This is a genomic window from Paenibacillus sp. J22P15, assembly GCF_056269345.1.
In genome coordinates this window covers 47815-65919 of the sequence record NZ_JBWDNT010000002.1, presented here as the reverse complement: position 1 = coordinate 65919, position 18105 = coordinate 47815, and the positions used below count along the sequence as shown (strand labels likewise).

Genomic DNA, 18105 nt, shown 5'->3' with positions numbered 1-18105 from the left:
TGTGTTCTCATAGTCCTTGCTGTCGAGATAGCGAAGCCACGCCCAACAATGCTCTAGATACTTTGTTGCAACCAGTACATAGACTTGGTCGTCTGGACCGACTTAGCAGTATTACTTGATAACACTTCTTTCCCCTGATCCGTTATCCACCCACAAATAAACCAGACCTCCGTTAGACGGAGGTCTGGTTTTCTGTCAGGCTGTCCTATTCAAATTTAATAAAGAAGTAATTTTTCTTCCCGCGACGAAGTACGACGAATTTGTCATGCAGCTTTTGCTCCGAGCTAACGACGGATTCTGCATCCGTTTGTTTGGTTCCATTAATTGAAATCGAACCGCTCGTAATATCTTGCTTCGCTTGGCGACGGGACGGAGCAGCTCCGGATTCGATCAGAAGATCCATGAGCGAAATCTCATCTCTATTCGTAAGCACCGTTGTAGGCATGTCCTGCAGCGCTTCGATCAATTCAGCTTCATTCAGTTGATTAACATCGCCTGAGAAGAACGCCTGCGTAATTTTCTCTGCGCTGTCGAGTGCTTCTTGTCCGTGAACAAGGCGAGTAATTTCTCGTGCAAGCTCACGCTGTGCTACCCGTTTCTCTGGCTGCGACTGAAGCTCAGTTTCCAAAGCCTCAATTTCTGCACGAGACAGGAATGTGAAATATTTCAAAAACTTAATCGTATCGTTATCTTCTGTATTGATCCAGAACTGGTAGAATTGGTAGGCCGACGTCTTCGAGCGATCGAGCCAAATCGCGCCGGATTCGGATTTCCCGAATTTCTTCCCGTCACTCTTCGTAACAAGAGGCATCGTCATGCCGTAAGCATCGCCGCCGCCCATTTTACCGATCAAATCCAGACCTGCCGTAATGTTGCCCCATTGATCGCTGCCGCCGATTTGCAAGGAACAGCCATGCTCCTGATGAAGCTTGTGGAAGTCGTAAGCCTGCAAAATCATATAACTGAATTCGGTGAACGAAATGCCCGAGGATAAACGGGAATCAACAGAATCCTTCGCAAGCATGTAATTGACCGTAAAGTTTTTACCCACATCACGCAAGAAGGTAATAACATCAAGCGGTTGAATCCAATCGTAATTGCTTACTAGCTTAGCTTGATTATCCGCTTGTTCAAAATTAAGAAAACGGGAAAGCTGACGCTTCAAGCTTTCAGTCCACTCGGATACAGTATCCGCTGTGTTAAGGGATCGCTCGGTTGAGCGGCCGCTCGGATCTCCAATTAAGCCTGTTCCGCCGCCAACTAGCGCGAGTGGAATATGACCGGCCTGTTGGAAACGGCGCAAACATAAAATCGGAAGCAAGCTTCCGATGTGGAGGCTGTCTGCCGTTGGGTCGAAGCCGCAATAAAGTACAACGCGCTCGCTAGTGAGCTTCTTATGTAATTCCTCGCGGTTGGTGAATTGCTGCACCAGTCCTCGGTATTCAAGATCAGCCAAAAGATCATCATGATTTATTATCGTTGTTTCGTTTGTCATGTAACTCTCTCCTCTATTGTTTCCTACATTTTACGTCGAAATCGACTTTTTTAAAAGCTATGTGTTGGCAGTTACGTTGTTTTTGCAATCTCTCTCCGTCTTCGAATGCTATTTCTGATCAATCTATCGCATACGAGCAACGCTGAGCCTACTGCGATGTCAGTGAATGCTACGAAAATAGGATCAAACGGATAACCGCCCATTTTCGAAATGTAATAAACCGTAAAACCAAAAATACAAATCATACTGATCGTGAATATACGACTCTTTCTAAAATAAAGAGCAATCGCTGCCGCAATGACAGTTAATACTGCAGTCGTGCCGAGTACCAAGAGGTTATGATCCTTCTCTATATTAGTTGAAAACAACATTCTTTTGGGATAAGCGTATGAAAAATACCAATCCTCGCTGGGCAATTCGTTAAAAACAGCTTTGAACGTCTTCGAGTCCGTTTGCTCCATAGGCAAATTCGAATGCAGCTTCGCACCCGGAGCACTTAGATTAACCTCCAGCTCCACATGGGGCTCTCCCTCCCAAACTGCTGCTGGGGTGAGATAATAGAGATGGGAAAAAATTGTAGTAAGTACACCCTTATCATATAACCCGCCTTTTTCAATGTAGGTAATTACAATATTTTTCGTTTCGTTAGGCTCAAAAGATAAAGGGAACCTCGCACCTTGTACTGGTGGATTTTCGATCATGTATTTGGATAAACGCAGCTCCTTGCCGCTTATCGGATCTGTCACCATGTTCTTCATCTGAGCATGCCAGTTAACTGGCTTTGATTTAGGGTCCATAATAACATCAATCTGCTTATCCCCATCGTTTACCGCGAAAGCCTCGCTAGTAGGAGTCAGAAACAAAACCTCCACATTTTTACCAGTATCGGACATATTGTGAAGTTCATAACGAACCGTTACTTTGGCATTGCTTTGGTACCGCTCAATATCGTCGAATGTAAAAGAAACTTTTTCACGAACTAAGCTGATCTGCGAATTTTCATCGAGCTGCAGTAGTCCGTAGCCCTGCGCAGGATAATACAACGGCCCTCCATTGGCATTTGCAGCCTGGGGTATGAGCAGAAACAACAGAATAGCGGCCAGCAGCAATAGTCGAAACCTTGAAAGCAACATTGAATCGCCTCGTTTCCCGAACATAAATCACTCTGCTTACAAATAATTCCCACAAAAAATACCTCTTCATGTATGATTTTACCACATGAGAGGCATTTTCCTTAGACTGCTTTATTTTTTTCTCCACGTATCCTTAAGCGGCACGATGCGATTAAACACCAGCTTCTTATCTGTCGTATGTTTTTTGTCCACGCAAAAATAACCATGCCTTACAAATTGAAATTTATCCTCAGCCTTAGGGTTGTTCTCAAAAGGCTCGATCAAACAATCCTTAACGACGAGCAATGAATTAGGATTGATCATACTTTCCCAAGCAATATCGTCATCCTTTGGCACTTCATTATCCAATAATAAACTCTCATACAGGTGGATATCTGCCTTTGTTGCATGACTTTCCGACACCCAGTTGATCGTCCCCTTCACTTTCCGGCCGGTAAAGCCCGTTCCGCTTTTTGTTTCCGGGTCATAGGTACAGCGAAGCTCAATGATTTCACCTGTCGCTTCATCTTTAATAACTTCCTCGCATCTAATGAAGTAGGCACCGATCAACCGAACTTCCGCCCCCGGCGCTAATCGATGAAAACCTTTGACGGGCTGCTCCATAAAATCATCCTTTTCAATATATAACGTTCTAGAAAAGGCGACCGTTCGTTTGCCTAGCGCATCATTCTCACTATTGCTGTCAATGGACAGCAGCTCCGTTTGACCCTCTGGATAATTGGTAATGACCACTTTCAATGGATGAATAACGGCCATTATACCTTTGACCTTTGCTTTCAAATCCTGTCTTACCGCATGCTCCAGCATCGCAATATCAACCGAATTTTGTGCTCTAATCATCCCTATTTCATCGATGAAATTGCGAATGCTTTCGGGCGTAAAGCCTCTACGCCTTAGTCCGCGGATCGTTGGCAGCCTAGGATCTTCCCAACCGTCGACATAGCCGCCTTCAACCAGCTGTCTCAAATATCGTTTGCTCGTTACAACACCGGTTAAATTCAATCTGCCGAATTCCCTTTGCCTTGGAGGATGTGCAAATTCCAGTTCATTCAATACCCATTCGTACAGTGGACGATGGTCTTTGAATTCGATTGAACATAAGGAGTAGGTAACACCTTCGATCGCATCTTGGATCGGATGTGCAAAATCGTACATCGGATAAATACACCACGTATTTCCCGTCCGATAGTGCTCAGCATGAATGATTCGGTAGATGACGGGATCTCTTAAGTTGATATTGGGTGCGCTCATATCTATTTTGGCTCTTAGCACCTTGGACGCAGCCTTAAAATCTCCATTCTTCATTTTCGCAAACTGCTCTACATTTTCCTCAATTGAGCGATTTCGATAAGGACTATCCTTGCCAGGCTCGGTAAGTGTCCCCCGATACTCGGTTACCTCTTCCGGAGATAACTCACAAACATAGGCCTTTCCTTTCTTTATTAGCGCAACAGCAGCTTTATAAATAACATCCGAATAGTCGGAACCATAATAGATATGGCTGCCGGGACTATAGCCGAGCCAATTGATATCTTCAATAATGGCATTCACATATTCAATATCCTCTTTTAATGGATTCGTATCGTCGAAGCGTAAGTGAAATCTGCCGTTATACTTTTGTGCAATCGTATAATTCGTATGAATGGCATAGGCGCTTCCGATATGCAAGTATCCGTTAGGCTCTGGCGGGAACCGTGTACACATTTCTCGTGTAAATACACCTGCTTCAATATCCTCATTAATGATTTTATATAAAAAATGATCTGCGATTGGTTCCATTTCCTTACTCATTGTAAAACCTCCATCTCATTAGGGTTAAAAACGATACCGTTCATTGTTCATGCCCCGAAAAAACAAAAAAAAATTTCACCCCCAAGACTTAGCGTCTTGGGGGCGAAATTTTCGCGGTACCACCCCAGATTCGTTGATATGTCGCCATATCAACCTCTTCAAGTACGGCACTAATAGATGCTTATACTCTAGCTCTATAACAGGAGCTCCTGTCACAGCATCCCCTTGCTCAGGTTCCGATGTGATGCTCAGAGACTTGTTTCGATAAACCGTTCCTTGCTCCTTTTCAGCTGCTGGAGCTCTCTGTGAAAGAATGTGTTTATTTACTCTTCTCGTCATCGCCTTTTGATTATTTCATATATACTAACAAATACTTCCCTGTAATGTAAATGATTATTCTATGCAGGAAGGCGGTCATTGTTAATGCCGAGGTGCCCACAGCATAACTGAAACACCGACCAAGCAAATCGCAGCACCAATCCAGTCATACATATCAGGTGTTTTCTTGTCTACCAGCCAGCCCCATAACACTGCAAGAACGATAAATACCCCGCCGTATGCCGCGTAGACTCTGCCGAACGTTGGGAAGGATTGAAACGTAGCAATAACGCCATAAAGCGCCAGTGCTACTCCTCCAACCATTCCCCAATATAAAGGCTTTCCTTCACGCAGCCATAACCAAACCAAATAACCTCCGCCGATCTCTGCAATTCCAGCCAACAAAAAAAATACTATCGCACTAATAATTCTCTCACTCCAATATCTAAAGCTGCGTGTGCATCTATACTATTTTTGATGCAAATTTTCAAAAGCTTGTACATACTTATCGTATTTGATTTTCCATATATCTTTGCGAGAAGCAACCGTTCTTCCCTCCAGCAACGCTTCGATTACATCCAAACATACATCCCAGCCTGCAATATCTCTAGGGGTATGCTCTGTAATTTTGTTAAGCTTCTCGATGAGAACCAGGCGAGTACCGTCTGCTTCAGTAAACAATTCAAAACGAACCGTGTCTGCGTCCCACGTATACTCCAAAACAGATAACATTTGAAGCTCGATAATTTTCATTTCTTCGAAGCTGCCATCCTTCATATCGAACTTAATTACGCCGCCTTCACGCAAGTCCTCGACCCGCAGCTCAGGAAACCAGTTTGCCAGCTTCTCATTGTCCGTCAGCATGGACCAAACCTGCTCCACAGAATGTTTTAAAAGACGCTCGAAACGGACTGTATATCCATTTTCAGTTTGTGTAATAACAGCTAACATGTTCATCCCCCTCTTCGCATGAAAACTATAACATAAATATTAACAGAAAAAAGCTGCAGCAAGAAGAGAACCCCCTTCTTTACTGCAGCTTTAACTATCTGCTATTTCGCGTTATAAAATGCTTCTAATTCATTAACGACCGCTGCAAGCGAACCGTCTACGCGAGTCTGGCGCTGTTCTTTGTTGAACAACGAAGCGATTTGTTCAGGGAATTGCTGCTCGATGCCGCAAAGCTCGATCGCCTCATTAAACTTAGCCGGATGAGCCGTCGCAAGTGAGATCGTAATTCCTTGCTCATTGCTGTATTTGTCAGCAGCAGCTACGCCGCAAGCCGAATGCGGATCAAGCAGGTAGCCGTTTTCTGCTTCATATTTCTTAATCGTGCTTAAGCACTCTTGCCCTTGTACGCCATGCGCGCCGAACTCTGCTTGAGCTCTGCTTAAAGCATCGCCGGAAATGACGATTTGTCCTTCGGCTTTGAACTGCTCCATTAGATTGCGAATTTGCTCAGCATTCTCGCCAAGAACATAATACAAGTAACGCTCAAAGTTGCTTGCAACTTGAATATCCATCGACGGACTGTATGTGCTGCGGAAATCTCCCGGCTTATACACACCCTCAAGAATAAAGCGCTCCAAAATATTGTTCTCGTTCGTAGCTAGAATGAGCTTGCCAATCGGAAGTCCCATACGCTTCGCAAGGTAACCTGCAAAGATATCACCAAAGTTGCCCGTCGGTACGCTAAAGTTAACCTGCTTCGCATCCGTCTGCTTCACGACTTGGAAATAGGCGTAGAAATAGTAAACCGTCTGTGCCAAAATACGGACAAAATTGATCGAGTTAATCGCTGCTAGATGATTGTTAGCTTTAAAATCAAGGTCAGCGAACAAATCCTTGATCATACGCTGGCAATCGTCAAAGTTACCATCGACCGATAAATTCAACACATTATCGTCCTGAACGGTCGTCATTTGAAGCTCCTGTACTTTACTTACTTTGCCGTGCGGATGCAGAATACAAATCTTGATGCCTTCCTTGCCTTTGACACCCTCAATTGCCGATGCACCTGTATCGCCTGAAGTTGCTCCGAGTATATGAATTTTTTTATTTTGCTTCGCTGCTACATACGTATAGAACTGCCCCATAAATTGCAAAGCGATATCTTTAAATGCGAAGGTCGGTCCGTGGAACAGCTCCAGCAAATAAAGATCATCCTTCAGCTTGCGAACCGGCGTCACTTCCGGATGACGGAAAGTAGAATAGCTCGCATATACCATATCTTTCAAATCTTGCTCAGGAATTTCATCATTCGTAAAATACGAGAATATCGCAAGCACCAGCTCCTGATAGCTAAGCTCCTGCCATTCTTTCAACGTTTCAGCCGAAATAACCGGAATCTCGTTAGGAACAAGCAGACCTCCATCATTGCCTAAACCCATCATAAACGCGTCGATAAATCCTATTTTGCCAACATTTCCTCTTGTACTAATGTACTCCATTTGTAAATAGCCTCCTACATGCAAACATTTATCGTCAAATTTCGTTATTTAAATCATATCATCGTTTTCCATAATAATCGATTGTTTTCACAACAGTATATCATTTTTATCGTTCAAAAATAAACGAAAGACATCCCTTATTTTAGGATGTCTCTCGTTCAACACATTATTTAACGAAATTTGCTACAATCGATGCAATTTCAGCACGTGTAATCTTTTCTTTTGGCCTGATTGTGCCATCCTCATAGCCTTTAATAATACCCGCTTCAGTTAATGCTGTTATAGCTTCATTCGCCCAGCTGGATACGCCCGACTCATCCGTAAACGATGGTTTATCCGGTTTATCCGCTCCTGAGGCAACAATTAATTGATCCTTAACTGCTCTATACAAAATAACGAATGCTTCCTCTCTCGTCATTTCCTGATTCGGCTTGAACGTACCATCATCAAAGCCTGTAATAATTCCAGCTGCATATAAGCCATTTACGTATTTACTATACCAAGCAGCCGATGCAATATCTCCGAAGCTTGACTCGCTGCCTTCAGCTTTGAAGCCAAGCAATCTGTAGATGACAGCCGAGAATTCCGCTCTGCTCATTTGTTGATTAGGCTTAAAGCTTCCATCTGGAAAACCGCCCAGTATGTTTCGGTCAGTCAGCTTGTTAATGGATTCCGCTGCCCAGTGCCCTGCTGTATCCTTGAATGGGGACTGAGGCTCCGGGCTCGGCGTCGGACTTGGTGTTGGTGTTGGAGCTGGGCTTGGTGTTGGATCTGTCCCTGGACCAGGCGTTGGATCAGGACTTGGACTTGGGCTCGGTTCTACACCAGAATCCTCTTTCTTCTCTACCGTCACTACAACTTTAGCCATAAATCCGCCGTCAACCGTTACAGACATAATGGTGGCTGTTCCTTCAAGAATTGCAGTAACAACGCCATTTGGATCAACTGAAGCAACCGTTGCTGCATCGCTGGACCAAAGCACGGCTTTATTATCCGCATCCAAAGGTGCTACTTCAACAGTCAGCTGCACCTGCTCCTCTTCCTTCAGCGTAACTGCATCCTTACCCGCCGTAATTCCTGTTACTGAAACAGCCGGTTTTGGCAGCTTCAACACGGTGAACGTGAACGTTCTCACTGCGGTCGACGTCCCATCCGATAGAGTAGCTGTCAGTATTACCGACTCATGCCCATCTACAAAGGCAGGTCGTGTAACCACACCGCTATTGCTAATAACCGATTCATTATCCGAATTCCACGTAATGGACGTTCCGTGTAATCCAGTCGTAGGCAGCATAAGATCGGTTAGCACAGTGTCCTCGCTGCCGTTCCCGCCAAGTATACTCGCAGCATCTAATTGATCCGCCGCATGCTGCAGCAGCAGCATCTCAATGCTTGCCAGCTTTTCATCTGCCGTCGCCTTTAGCTCGCTCACTTCAGAGGCAAGCAATGCGCCGTCATAGATTTGGAAATCTGCGATCATCCCGCCAAAGAAAGGATCTCCTTCGTAAAATGATTTTCCAATAAATCCGCTAATTCCGTCTTTATTATTAATCTGATCGAGAGTAAAGCCACCAGCTGTGCCGGAAGAAACGAATTGACCATCTACATACAGCGTCAGCTTGTCTTCTTCACCGGACATCACTGCCGTAACGAGCTTCCAATTTCCAGCTTGAAGCAGCGGTGCTTTCGTCGAAACCTCATTGCGCCAACCGTTCGTTGCGATTCCAAACCTTGCCGTGCTGTCCGCATTATATTTAGGCGTCATATACAAGTAATTTGTATCGTTCTGTCCGAGCGCAAACAGCCATTCTGCACTGTTGTTGCCATTCCAATTCACAAGGGCAGATACAGTAATATCTTTGAGCCCATTCAAAATGCCCTGTGGCATTTCAATATAGGAGCTTGTATCGCCTCCAGCGAAGCGAATTGCTCCAGCTGCATCCGTCTTAATCCACTCCGCATCAGCTGGGTTAACCCATTTGCCGTTGTGCTTGCCAGTCTGGTCAATTACGGATGTGCCATCCAGCTTGCTCATGTCATAATGGACGATCAGTTCTGAATTAGAGGAGTCTGGCGGCACGATGACATCCCCCTTGCTTTCCGTTATCATGATCCAGCTAATTTGCGGATCGGAACTGGTAGCACCTGCGTTCGCCGCTCTATGAACCGTCAGCTCCAGCTTTCCATCTGAAACGTTCACTTTTCCATAGCTAAGCACATCACTTGCATCAGAGAAAACATAACCGCTTGTTTTTACCGTTCCGTTCAGCAAAATATCAGCTATCCGCTTGCCATTTGAATATTGGGCCCAAGGATCGTACAATCCGACATAGACATCATAATCCCCATTATCTATGTCGAAGCGATAAGATAAATCATCTCCTGAATTGCTTTTCAAATAACGCAATCCACTAAAAATATTACCGCTGTCCGTACCGGACGTCAGCGTATTATCTCCAATATACCCCCAGCTTTGGTTGTTCGCCGGATCATATTTTTGATCAATAACGTTGCCGTTAAGCATATTATCCTGACCAATTAAGCCAACGATATCTTTATAATCAGACGTTTCAGCACCTCCTGCATGGACAAAATAAGTGCTGCCCTCTGGTATCACATACATTTGATGCTCTACCTTTTTGTTCGAGAGCTCTGTCAGCTTACCGCTTATGCGTACCGTTCCAGGAATCTGAAATGACGCTTCACTTATGCTCCAGCTAATCGGCGTATCCTTCACCGCTCCATCCGATAAGGTCACTTGAACTGTAGTCGGAAGCGCCGGCACCTTGCCGATCGTTGTACTTGCAGGGAGTGCTGTATTAACCGTCACCCTACCCATGCTATCGAGCAAATCAATCGACCATTCATCCTGCCATTGAAGAGCTATTTCATCATTTTGACCAAACTCAATCGGCAGCCAAATGTAGCGCGAATTCGCAAGATCGTTTTGGTTCCAGCGATCTCCCATATAGATGAATTTCCCCGCAGCTGCATCCACTGTAATAACCTGTGTGCTCTGTGAGCCGAAGGTCGTTGAACTGCTTGGCGCAACATCGCGCATCGTCTTCCATGGTCCCATAATATTGTCGGCAACCGTATATTTGCCCACGTTCGGAGCCCAGCCGGTTGCACCCGATGTAATCATGTAATATTTCCCTTGATACTTAAATAGTGCAGGCGCCTCGCGCTGAGCAAGCGGGAACACGCGCACGTAATCCTCGCCATGTACCGCCTTGTATTCGGTATCTCGCTCTACGTTGCCATCCTTATGCCAACCAACGACATCTGTATAGGAATCATTAAGCTTGGAGATGTATATCGTTAAATTTTCTTCACTCGAATAAACCAAATATGCGGTTCCATCATCATCCTTAAATAACGTCATATCCCTTGCCATGCCTGGCTGATTCGGCTGTCCGTCATCGGTTGCTCCTTTCGGTGCTTGGTCCATGCGATAGCTCTCCTGATAAACGAAAGGCCCTAGCGGAGAATCACTCAGCGCATAGCCGGCCTCAGCTTTCGCATAGTTAGCTGTCGATGTAGCACTTGGACCATCCGTGTGCATCCACATCACATATTTTTTTGTACGGTCGTTATAAATTACTTTTGGGCGCTCTATGATGCGGTCCGTACCAATATCGTTCAAAATATCAGCCTGATCTGTTCGGCCTTCATATAGCTCAGAAATGAGCGGATCATTTACGAAATCATCAGCGGAACCGATCGCAGTAAGCGCTAGTCCGTGATCATCCCAATTGTATAGATCCTTGGAGGAATAGACCCTTACTCCTCTGGCAGGCAAATAACCATACGTTTTATCCTCGCCATACCAATAATAGGTTTCTGTATTCTCATCAAACATCATGCCTGCGCCATGCGCTTGAATGAGAGCTCCGTTCGTATCTCTCCAGACCGAGCCTGGTTTAAATGAATCATACACCTCGTTCATTGCAAGCTCCGATATCGCTTTAGTTAAAGCTGCGATAGCCGAAATGATCTGCTCTTGAATGACGAGATCCGTAATGTCCGCACCGCTGCCCACAAGGGATTGCAGAAGTGAATCACTTTCTTGAATCACCTTGTTCAGCGCTGCGAGACTATATGGCGAATAAGTCGTGTTTGCCGCTTCAGCTCTTGCAGCTGTAATCTTATTGTCTAAATCAGAAAGCGGAACCGTTATGTTCTGTCTAATGATGAGATAATTAATGAGCGGATCATTATAGTTTGTTAGCGCAGCTGTTGCCGGCCCTTGTATCCGCACGTTTAACAAACCATCAGTCACGCTCACTTTGCGATAGGTAACCGATTTCTCAGCCCCCTCACCGCCAATCGCAAAATCACCGCCGGAAACGTTATTCCCTTCCAGCAGCAAATTCACGCTTCTTCCGCTCCATGGGTTATTGAAGCCAAAGGTTACGTCGTATTCACCTGCTGGCAGCTCAAAATCGTAGACCAGCGCTTTATCTCTGACCTGCGTGCCATTATAATATCTTAACGAGCCAGATTTCGTCGTTGCATCACGGACATTTGTGGCACTAGTTGTCGTCACCAATCCCCATGATTTAGAAGTTTTAGGATCAACCCCGTATACCTGCTCTGTTACCGAGCTGTACAAACCAAGCTTGTCATTACCTTCAACCGTTGCCGGAGTTACATCACCTGCATTAACGAAATATAAAATATAGTCATTATCCTTCAGCTCCTGCTCTGTAAATTCGTCACCAGCAGCTAATACTTCTGCCGTCTCATCACTTGCCGCACTCACAGGTGCCAGCGAGGTTAGAAAACTTGTTAATAGAGTGAAGCATAGCGCCAAAGACAACCATTTCTTTCTTTTAAACAATCGAATTCCTCCTTCAATTTGGGTATGCGCTCAATATGTATGCGTTTTCAGCTCTTGTTGTTTAGAACGTCTCCATGAATGTTAGCCTAGGTATTCCGTCTCTTCAACTGAACAAATTAGACAGCAATGAACTTCTATTAGAACGCCCAATCCTTACTAAAATGAAGCTATTATGTTCACTCAGGTTTGATTTTTTCACTTTCCCAAATCGTTGTGCACACTCGTAAAATAGAAAAAAGGCTGCCCGGCGGCAGCCCCTTCCTTCCGTATTCCGTATTCCATCACAAACCATCGGTCTTTATCTTCTTTTTGTCATATGGATTTGTAGGCGTCGGTATGCTGCTCGTCATTATGTTCCATCATTCACGACAAGTCCAAAAATCGTCGCCATTGTAATCGCCTGCGCAGGCGAGATGATGCAGCGACGCAAATCTTCAAGCGAAGCGCCTAAGCCGTTAAACTCGCAGCTGCTAATATCGATACCGCCAAGTTTGGTCTGCGATAGCTGCGCTTGATCGATATTCACTTCATGCAGAAAGAAATTAGCTAATGTCATATTGGACATATCCGCTTTGGCTAACGAGCTTTTCTCGAATTTAACACCTTTAGCATTCGTGAAGCGCAATACAGCGTAATCGGCAACACATTGCTCAAACCTTACGTTGCGCAGCATTGAGCCTGTTAAATCCATGCCAAGCAGCTTGCAATTAATGAATGAGACCCTATGAAAAATCGCTTCGTTTAGGTCGATATTTGATAAGTCACAATTGTCAAAACAAACATCGGTAAATTCCGCTTTTCTCAGGCTTGTCGCCCGAAACGACACATTATTAAACACCACTCGATCAAAGCAAGGCTTATAAGCCGATTGATTATGAACGCCGCAATCTTGTATGATGCTGTCGCTAATCTCAATCTCATCCGCCCATTCGTAATCGGGAACGTCTAAAGACCGCAATTCGCTCGGTATTTTGGGAGCTTCAATTTTCTCTTTTTTGCTAGACATAAGTATGATGACCTGCCTTTATTATAAAGTGGCTTAAACAGTGAAAAGAAACATTGCAATGCAACCTTAGTATTTTTATTATACACCTACAAATCTCGATTGGACGATTTCGTTTCATACATAAGCAGATTGTTCGACGGAGTTAATGACTTCTGCTTCTTCGCCATCTATAATGTGAATAAATGTGTGTTTAATGGAAACAAAAAAAGGGTAAGTTCCCTTCTTAGAATGAATAGAGGTGTGTTATGAAATATGAAATGTCGCTGGAGCAGCGCGATAACATAATGGGAAAGCTGTCAGAGGAGCAACGTCATTTTTTGCACCATGAGCTGGTAAGAGGTAGAAGAACGTTGTTCGCAAGGCAGCTTGCACGAAAAAAATGTCAGTTCATTCCCGAAGATGCACAGTTTGAGGATATTGCGTCGTTTATCGAAGAATGGGACTATATTGGATTTACAGATAGCGGCGAGGTGTCTCCACACACCAAATGTGAATGCGGCCGTTCATTGCGTTACCAACATCAGGTGCTGCATTTGCCTACGAATACGATTCGTTACTTTGGTATTGAGCATTTACAGCTGCACACCGGTATTGATGCGAAAGCTATATCAGATATTATGAAAGGTTTCGACGTTCTCGATGGCGAGATGAACGAGATGTTAAGCAAATATAGAGATGGCTGGCAGCTTGATCAGCATCTTTTTCTGCCGCTCCCTGCTGAGCTTGAAATTCCGGCCGATATTCAAGCCCATATGGATGCCAAGCTTCCACTGCTCGATAGACAGCTGTCGCGCATTCGCAGCAGACTGCACGAGCTTGACCTAGTAAGCAGAAAGAAGCGGCTGGCAGCCGTTTTAACCTACTACGATTCCTCCGCTTCGGAAGATACACCCGATATTGGCAATCTATTTGAGAGCATACCGATTGATGATAGTCAGGCAATCACGAAGGCTGATCAAGGCTCCTTTATTTTTGATGAGAATGATGTTGTGCAGGGAGCACTCAGCTTCGAGAATACCGATAACGGTCAAGGCGCGTTCGTATTTGATGACATAGAAAACAGTCAAGGCGCTTTCGTCTTCGATGAAGTAGCGGAAAGCCAAGGTGCATTTGTTTTTGATGAACCGCATCCTAATCAAGATGCGTTTGCCTTCGAGGAAGCTGGCAAGAAGTTAGGCGCTGCTGTAATGAGAGAAGCCGAGCTAGCCAGCTCAATCGCAAAAACCACCTCAAGTCCGTTCTACCTGTCGCCGTCTGCTCAGCGCGTCGTTGATGATGCCCTTAAGTATGGACGTATTAGCACTTTAGCCATCTCTAACTTCATTATCGAGCAGAAGCTCGTTCCAGATACTCGGATGTCTACGGGCAAGCCCGCCATCTACATTGCCGTAGCTGCTTACCTAGACAAGCTTTCAGCATCGGGCCTTTGTGAGCTCGTGCATGGTGACTCCGAGGATCGCGTTTATACAAATACCAAATCTCAACACTAGCCTTATAAGACTGAACCTACGATATGCCCCCTGGCGTGTGCTTGACCATTGCACGAATAGCTTCATCATGGTCAAGCCATGCCACTCCATCCCTGCCTCAGCGTTTCTGCATCCCATTCCTTTGACAATGAGTTTCCTCTTTCTAAAATTTAGAATAAATCAATTATCCCGCAAATTTATGTCGATTATTGCACTCATTTTTCATATATTATTACCGTTATTTATTACCATAATAATTAAACTGCAACATAAACTATTTTTTTTTCGTTTTTAAACGTGATAACAAAAAACACACCGAGGAGATTGATTACGATGAAAAAACGTTATTTTGCCTTTATGCTAGTTATTGCGCTAGGTTTGGTGCTAACTGCATGCTCCGGTTCGAATTCAAATTCGAATTCAGGAACTAACTCTAATACATCTGGTAACAAAGAAGAGCAATCCGTAACGACAAAAACGACTAAAGAGATGGTTGACGGCATGTTGGCTAAAATTGAACAACCCGTATTAGAGGCAATGACCCCTGAGATGGTTAAAGAAATGTACTACATTGATCCAGCATTGCTAGAAGATTACACCATTATGTATCCACTTATGATTGTTAAATCTAATGAATTAGCAGTAATCAAAGTGAAGGATGCCAAAGATATTGCAACGGTTGAAGAAGCCGTTAAAAAACGTGCAGCCGATGTTCAAAAAAACTTTGAAACTTATCTGCCTGATCAATACGAAAACTCCAAGAACTATAAACTTGTAACGAAGGGCAATTACATCCTTTTCGTTATCTCTGAAGAAGCGGACAAACTTGTAACTGAATTTGATTCCTTCTTCGAACAAAAATAAGTTTTATGGTATTCAGCAGCCTACTCTTTTTATTTCTATTTCTGCCTGCTGTTCTGCTGCTCTACTTCGTGTCTCCGTGGCGAATAAAAAACTTTGTTTTATTCGCCACAAGCCTCGTTTTCTACGCATGGGGCGAGCCCGTGTACATTGCAATAATGCTGCTATCCACGGTTACAGACTATTGCTTCGGACTGATTTTAAGCAATCCGAAGCGGAGCAGCTTGCAGCGGAAATGGATTGTCGTCGCCTCTATCATCGTAAATTTAACCTTGCTCGGTTATTTTAAATACGCTGATTTTCTCATTAATAATGTGAACGCCTTACTGGGTACACAAATACCTTTGACTGATCTAGCACTGCCAATCGGTATATCCTTTTATACGTTTCAATCGATGTCCTACATCATTGACGTCTATAGAGGCACAGCAAAGGCGCAGCGCAACTGGGTTGACTTTGGAACGTTCGTTGCTTTGTTCCCGCAGCTCGTCGCTGGACCCATCGTTCAATATTCCACAATTGCCGATCAATTACGTCATCGCACAGTAGACATCGAGCTGTTTGCCCAAGGCGTTAGACGATTTATTATCGGTCTAGCCAAGAAAGTACTGCTTGCAAACAATATCGGATTGCTATGGAATACGATATCAAATACAGGTGCAGATACGATGCCTGCCTTAACGGCTTGGCTTGGCATTATCGCTTTTGCCTTCCAAATTTACTTCGATTTCAGCGGTTATTCCGATATGGCAATTGGGCTCGGCAAGATGTTTGGCTTCCGCTTTAACGAAAACTTTAATCGGCCTTATACGGCACAAAGTATTACAGACTTCTGGCGACGCTGGCATATTTCCCTCAGCACTTGGTTCCGCGACTACGTTTACATACCGCTTGGAGGTAACCGCAAAGGTCCGTGGATACAGCTTCGTAACATTATGATCGTATGGATGCTGACCGGTATTTGGCATGGCGCCAGCTGGAACTTTTTACTTTGGGGATTATATTTTGGAATAGTTCTCGTTTTTGAAAAATGGTTCGCCCTTAAGCTCCTGCAGCGAATGCCTGCTTGGGTTCGTCATGTGTATGCGCTGTTTCTCATTTTAATCGGCTGGGTATTCTTTGCCTTTGACGATCTAACTGTTATGGGTAGTTATTTTGCTGCCATGTTTGGTGCAAATCACCAGCCGTTATGGAATAATGAATCCTTATATTTATTGTATACAAATGCTATTTTGCTCGTACTATTAGTACTTGCATCTATGCCTAAGTGGAAACTGAAAGAAAGTCGCATTGCTCATCCAATTCTAGAGCTAGGTTGGCATGCTTTGCTATTCTTTATGTCAGTTGCTTACTTGGTTGATGCAACATTTAATCCATTTTTATATTTCCGTTTCTAACGTACAAGGAGGCTAGCGGTTGTGAAGAAAAAGACGGACCGCGTATTTGTGTGGGGCTTCGTCAGTATCCTATTTGCTATGTCGTTATTATTTTTTATACTGCCTGTACAAGCATTCTCTGACGTTGAGAATCGCTCGCTCCAGAAATCACCCGAGCTGACTTGGGATAATCTTTGGTCTAAGAAGTTTGCCGATGATACGGAAAACTACATAACCGATCATTTTCCATTCCGGACGAAGTGGGTCTGGACGAAGTCTGTGTTCGAGCAGCTTCGCCTGCAGCAGGAAAATAACGGCATATACAAAGGCTCTGACGGTTATTTATTCGAAAAATTCAACGAACCAAACTATACTGAAATCGAGGAATACACGGCAGCGGTGAAGAAGTTTACGCAAAACCACCCTGATTCAAGTATCGCCTTTATGCTTGCACCAACCTCCATTGGCCTATATCCAGAACGTCTGCCTTGGCTGGCAGACGCTTATCCGCAAACGGAGGTAAACCATTTTATCGCTGAGCAAGTTCATGACAGTCTGTCATTTATCGACGGATTTGAATTTTTAGAACCAGCTTCTGACAGCGAGAGACCAATCTATTACAAAACAGACCACCACTGGACGACCTATGGCGCTTATCTTGCATACGTCGCTTATGCCGAGAAAATGGGCTGGACACCTGTTGCAGAGAAAGACTTCGACATCGAGTCCGTCACCAATTCCTTCCTAGGCAGCTATCATACACGCGGTCAGTTCAGCGGATTGGACCCCGATTCCATTGAAGTCTATAAGCCTAAAAATGGAATCAAGACAGAAATGTATGTCGCTGATACGGATAAAACCTATGACAGCATGTACGATGTAAGCTATTTGGCGAAAAAGGATAAGTACTCCTATTTCCTTGGCGGCGTACATGCAGTGATGACACTTAAGAGCGAGCTTCCTCCCAAGCAAGTCGATCAACAGAAGCTGCTCGTTATTAAAGATTCATATGCGCATAGCTTCCTGCCATTCTTAACGCAACATGTCGAGGACATCCACGTCATCGACATACGCTACTATAATGGAAACATTAGCGATTATATGGAGGCTAATGGAATCGATGACGTATTGCTGTTATTTAATACGACAACCTTCATTACGGAACGTAATTTATTGAAGCTGAAGTATTAATTTCTAAGGATACTTGAGCTGCTTAAACTACTTAAGGCTGCTTAAGGCTGTAAGCACAAAATGTGCTTACAGCCTTTTCTTCATCATACCTCACACGCCGATCTCGCTCATTAAGCACGTATGCGTGCTTACAGACGAGTAACACTAGCTACTTTGAAGCTGTAAGCACAAA

Annotated in this window: 12 protein-coding genes and 1 other annotated feature; of the genes, 4 read left to right on the top strand and 8 right to left on the bottom strand. The window is 44.3% G+C overall.

Annotated features, from left to right (window positions below; translation table 11 throughout):
* Positions 1 to 205 precede the first annotated feature (205 nt).
* The 8 genes from tyrS to AC0YN6_RS05140 form a co-directional block, all read right to left on the bottom strand.
* Positions 206 to 1495, bottom strand: a complete 1290-nt coding sequence (gene tyrS / locus AC0YN6_RS05175; protein WP_475745587.1) for a tyrosine--tRNA ligase — start codon at positions 1493 to 1495, stop codon at positions 206 to 208.
* Positions 1496 to 1566: 71 nt separating this feature from the next.
* Positions 1567 to 2652: a hypothetical protein gene (locus AC0YN6_RS05170; RefSeq protein ID WP_475745586.1), complete on the bottom strand. Its 1086-nt coding sequence runs from the start codon at positions 2650 to 2652 to the stop codon at positions 1567 to 1569.
* 87 nt (positions 2653 to 2739) lie between these two features.
* Positions 2740 to 4419 (bottom strand): glutamine--tRNA ligase/YqeY domain fusion protein, encoded by a 1680-nt coding sequence (locus AC0YN6_RS05165; protein ID WP_475745585.1) that lies wholly within the window; start codon positions 4417 to 4419, stop codon positions 2740 to 2742.
* Positions 4420 to 4514: 95 nt separating this feature from the next.
* Positions 4515 to 4767, bottom strand: a binding site (T-box leader).
* Between the two features lie 72 nt (positions 4768 to 4839).
* Positions 4840 to 5163 (bottom strand): YnfA family protein, encoded by a 324-nt coding sequence (locus AC0YN6_RS05160; RefSeq protein WP_475746257.1) that lies wholly within the window; start codon positions 5161 to 5163, stop codon positions 4840 to 4842.
* Between the two features lie 42 nt (positions 5164 to 5205).
* Positions 5206 to 5688 (bottom strand): SRPBCC family protein, encoded by a 483-nt coding sequence (locus tag AC0YN6_RS05155; protein ID WP_475745584.1) that lies wholly within the window; start codon positions 5686 to 5688, stop codon positions 5206 to 5208.
* A 101-nt stretch (positions 5689 to 5789) separates the two neighbouring features.
* On the bottom strand, positions 5790 to 7187 hold the full coding sequence (gene thrC, locus AC0YN6_RS05150; protein WP_475745583.1) for a threonine synthase: 1398 nt from the start codon (positions 7185 to 7187) through the stop codon (positions 5790 to 5792).
* Between the two features lie 166 nt (positions 7188 to 7353).
* Complete coding sequence (locus AC0YN6_RS05145) at positions 7354 to 12030, bottom strand: S-layer homology domain-containing protein (protein ID WP_475745582.1); 4677 nt, start codon at positions 12028 to 12030, stop codon at positions 7354 to 7356.
* Positions 12031 to 12379: 349 nt separating this feature from the next.
* Positions 12380 to 13036, bottom strand: coding sequence for a pentapeptide repeat-containing protein (locus AC0YN6_RS05140; protein ID WP_475745581.1), 657 nt, complete (start codon positions 13034 to 13036; stop codon positions 12380 to 12382).
* 245 nt (positions 13037 to 13281) lie between these two features.
* Here AC0YN6_RS05140 and AC0YN6_RS05135 point away from each other — a divergent pair, with 245 nt between their 5' ends.
* From AC0YN6_RS05135 to AC0YN6_RS05120, 4 genes are all read left to right on the top strand, one after another.
* Positions 13282 to 14526: a DUF3895 domain-containing protein gene (locus AC0YN6_RS05135; RefSeq protein ID WP_475745580.1), complete on the top strand. Its 1245-nt coding sequence runs from the start codon at positions 13282 to 13284 to the stop codon at positions 14524 to 14526.
* Between the two features lie 312 nt (positions 14527 to 14838).
* Positions 14839 to 15369, top strand: a complete 531-nt coding sequence (locus AC0YN6_RS05130; RefSeq protein ID WP_475745579.1) for a DUF4358 domain-containing protein — start codon at positions 14839 to 14841, stop codon at positions 15367 to 15369.
* Between the two features lie 5 nt (positions 15370 to 15374).
* Positions 15375 to 16763, top strand: coding sequence for an MBOAT family O-acyltransferase (locus AC0YN6_RS05125; protein ID WP_475745578.1), 1389 nt, complete (start codon positions 15375 to 15377; stop codon positions 16761 to 16763).
* 21 nt (positions 16764 to 16784) lie between these two features.
* Positions 16785 to 17933: a DHHW family protein gene (locus AC0YN6_RS05120; RefSeq protein WP_475745577.1), complete on the top strand. Its 1149-nt coding sequence runs from the start codon at positions 16785 to 16787 to the stop codon at positions 17931 to 17933.
* Positions 17934 to 18105 lie beyond the last annotated feature (172 nt).